This window comes from Massilia arenae (genome assembly GCF_008014745.1).
In the GTDB taxonomy this organism is placed as follows: domain Bacteria; phylum Pseudomonadota; class Gammaproteobacteria; order Burkholderiales; family Burkholderiaceae_D; genus Telluria; species Telluria arenae.
Map to the genome: position 1 here is coordinate 1 of NZ_VPFD01000056.1, position 3,701 is coordinate 3,701.

2 protein-coding genes are annotated in these 3,701 nt (G+C 60.7%); one reads left to right on the top strand and one right to left on the bottom strand.

The window, feature by feature from the left end:
* Positions 1-289: 289 nt before the first annotated feature.
* Positions 290-1,696, bottom strand: coding sequence for a nucleotide 5'-monophosphate nucleosidase PpnN (gene ppnN / locus FVD38_RS26200; RefSeq protein WP_147937479.1), 1,407 nt, complete (start codon positions 1,694-1,696; stop codon positions 290-292).
* Positions 1,697-1,958: 262 nt separating this feature from the next.
* Here ppnN and FVD38_RS26205 point away from each other — a divergent pair, with 262 nt between their 5' ends.
* Positions 1,959-3,464, top strand: coding sequence for a peptide MFS transporter (locus tag FVD38_RS26205; protein ID WP_147937480.1), 1,506 nt, complete (start codon positions 1,959-1,961; stop codon positions 3,462-3,464).
* The last annotated feature ends 237 nt before the right edge of the window (positions 3,465-3,701 follow it).

Genomic DNA, 3,701 nt, shown 5'->3' on the forward strand with positions numbered 1-3,701 from the left:
CCGGTCGAAAAATCGACCGGGCCGTAAAGGCCTTGCCTCAGCGCTACACCGTTCGTGTCCTGAAGCGGGACCTTAACTGAACGGCATTAGCCGGAAGGCGGCCTTTTTTATTTGGGCGGTCGCCCGTGGACGTCACACCACGGCCCGCACCTTTCGCACGTCGTTCCCGCGCAGGCGGGAACCCAAGCTTGCATGCATTAACGTGACGCCGAACGTATCGACGACGCGAAAGACTTGGGTCCCCGCCTGCGCGGGGACGACGTGCGAGATGACGTAGCCCGGTGACGCGTTATTGCACGATCGTATAGCAAGGCGTATACGCCTTGCCCGGCAACTTCATGCGGCTCTGCTCCACGAACGACGCCAGCAGCGCATCCATCGGCCCCATGATCTCCGCCTCGCCACTGATCTCGTACTTGCCGTACTGTTCGATCGCGCGGATCCCCTCTTCCTTCACATTCCCCGCCACCACGCCCGAGAACGCACGCCGCAGGTTCGCCGCGAGCAAATGCGTCGGAATGCCGCGGTGCAGGTCGAGACCACGCATATTCTCGTGGGTCGGCTTGAACGGCTTCTGGAACTCGTGGTCGATCTTGAGCCGCCAATTGTAGTAATAGGCGTCGCTATTGGCCTTGCGGAAGGCGCGCACCTCTTGCACGCCGGCCTGCATCGCGCGCGCCACCGCATCCGGGTCGTCGATGATGATCTGGTAGCGCCGCTGCGCCTCGACGCCCAGCGTCACGCCGAGAAAAGCGTCGATCTGGGTGAAGTAGTCGCGCGCGGAGGCAGGGCCCGTGAACACCAGCGGGAACGGGATCTCGGCATTGTCCGGATGGAGCAGGATGCCCAGGATGTACAGGATCTCTTCGGCAGTGCCGGCGCCGCCCGGGAACACGACGATGCCGTGGCCGGTGCGCACGAAGGCCTCCAGGCGTTTTTCGATGTCCGGCATGATCACCAGGTCGTTGACGATCGGGTTCGGCGATTCGGCCGCGATGATGCCCGGCTCCGAGATGCCCAGGTAACGGCCGCTGCCGAGGCGCTGCTTGGAGTGGCCGATGGTGGCGCCTTTCATCGGGCCTTTCATGGCGCCCGGTCCACAACCGGTGCAGATATCCATCTCGCGCAGGCCCAGCGCATAGCCGACCTTCTTGGTGTAGTTGTATTCGATGCGGCTGATCGAGTGGCCGCCCCAGCACACCACCAGGTTCGGGTTGCGCTGCGGCTGCAGCACGTTGGCGTTGCGCAGGATGTGGAAGACGGCATCGGTGATGCCCTCGCTGCGGGTGAGGTCGAATTTGGGGTTGTCGGTGACGTCGAAATTGACGAACACGATATCGCGCAGCACCGAGAACAGGTGCTCGTGGATACCGCGGATCATCTTGCCGTCAACGAAGGCGTTGCCCGGCGCATTGCGGATGTCGAGCTTGATGCCGCGCTCGCGCTGCATGATGTTGATCTCGAACGACGCATAGCGTTCGAGCAGCTCCTTGCCATCGTCGATGTCGCTGCCGGTATTGAGCACGGCCAGCGCGCACTTGCGGAACACGTCATACAGGCCGGCCTTGCCGGTTTCGAGCAGCTTGGACACCTCGGACTTCGACAGTACTTCGAGACGGCCTTGGGGTGAAATCAGGGTATCGACCAGTTGCAGGCTTTCGGGCGAAACGAGTGTATCGACTACTTCATGGGTCATGGTCTGGCTATCCTCGGTTATTCGATGGTACGGATGGTGGTGTAAAGACTATCCTGACAAGCAATATACGCCAATCTGGCGGTGCATGCGTGCCCCAGAACAGGGTGCGGCGCACCATCTTCGAACCGTATTAACACATCCGGAAAAATTCTTCTTGTGATGAAGAATATGCACTAGAATGCGTGCCTATTGGAATGTTCGCCCGTCGAATGGCTCCATATAACTATTACTCTGTCATTACATTTTCTTCGGGAGGAACCGCATGAGCGGTGCAGCTACTACACCCGCCAAGGGACCTCTTCCAGAATTCAAGCAGATCATGGGCCACCCAGCACCGCTGTGGATGTTGTTCATGACCGAATTCTGGGAGCGCTTCGCTTTCTACGGCATTCGTTGGGCACTCGTCCTTTACATCGTCTCCCAGTTCTACGGCGGCGACGCGGTCGGCCAGGCCGACGCCAACCTGACCTACGGTTCCTACCTCGCGCTGGTGTATGCCGGCGCCGTCTTCGGCGGCTGGGTAGCCGACCGCGTCATCGGCTACCAACGTTCGATCCTGGTTGGCGCCATCTTCATGGCGGCCGGCCTGTTCATGATTTCGATCCCGAACCAGGACATCTTCAAGCTCGGCCTGGCGACCATCATCGTCGGTAATGGCATGTTCAAGCCGAACATCTCGGCCATGGTCGGCCAGCTGTACGCGCTGAACGATACCCGTCGCGATTCGGGCTTCACCATCTTTTACATGGGCATCAACGTCGGCGCGCTGTTCGCGCCGGTCGTGACCCAGCTGCTTGCAGAGAAAGTGTTCGGCACTACGGCCATGCCATCTTACAAGATCGTGTTTCTGGCCTCGGGCATCGGCATGCTGATCTCGCTGTTCTGGTTCTATGTCGGCCGCAAGTCCCTCCAGGGCATCGGCGCCCCGATCGGCGACCTGGCCAGTCCGAAGCGCCTGGTGATGACGATTGTCGGCGCGCTGGTCGTGATCCCGATCATGTACCTGCTGCTGCAAGCTGGCGCCGCCAACCTGCAGGTGCTGCTGACCATCCTGTTCGTCGGTCTGGCCGCGATGCTGATCATTGAAGGCATCCGCGAAGGCAAGGTCTCGCGCGACAAGACCTGGGCGATGATGATCATCTTCTTCTTCAATATCCTGTTCTGGTGCTTCTTCGAACAGGCAGGCAGCTCGTTCACCTTCCTCGCGAACAATATCGTCGATCGTAACCTGGGCGGCTGGGAATATCCGGTGGCCTGGTTCCAGTCGGTGAACTCGGTGGCCATCATCGTGTTCGCGCCGATCATCGCCGCGATCTGGGTCTGGCTCGGCAAGCGCAACGCAAACCCATCGATCCCGCGCAAGTTTGGCCTTGGCCTGATCTTCAACGGCGTGGCGTTCGGCCTGCTGGTATTCGCGCTGTCGTCGCTGGTCGACGACAAGGGCATGATCCCGTTCTGGACCCTGTTCGCGGTGTACGTGATCCAGTCGGTCGGTGAGCTGTGCCTGTCGCCGATCGGCCTGTCGATGGTGACCAAGCTGGCCCCTACCCGCCTGGTTGGCCTTGGCATGGGCGGCTGGTTCCTGTCGACCGGTATCGGCAACAACCTGTCGGGCATCTTCGCCTCGCACGTTTCGGGCGAGACCGGCATGACCGTGGCTTCGGCCCTGGACGGCTACAACTTCGGCCTGTGGTCGCTGCTCGGCGGCGGCATTCTGCTGGTGATCCTGGCGCCAGTGATCCAGAAGCTGATGCACGGCGTGAAGTAATCACTTGACCCTGCAACGAGAAGGGCGGCCCGCGGGCCTAATGCCGTTCAGTTAAGGTCCCGCTTCAGGACACGAACGGTGTAGCGCTGAGGCTAGGCCTTTACGGCCCGGTCGATTTTTCGACCGGGCCGTTCTTCATTCAAGAGTATTACCAAGCGCTGGCGCAAACGCTGCATCAAGGCGGGCAACTTGCCGTAGGACCTCGTCACGGCTGCCCAGTGCAGTTCGTACTGTATG

Excerpts from the sequence above, each read along its gene's own strand:
- ppnN (WP_147937479.1), bottom strand. The coding sequence starts at position 1,696 with ATGACCCATGAAGTAGTCGATACACTCGTTTCGCCCGAAAGCCTGCAA.
- FVD38_RS26205 (WP_147937480.1), top strand. The coding sequence starts at position 1,959 with ATGAGCGGTGCAGCTACTACACCCGCCAAGGGACCTCTTCCAGAATTC.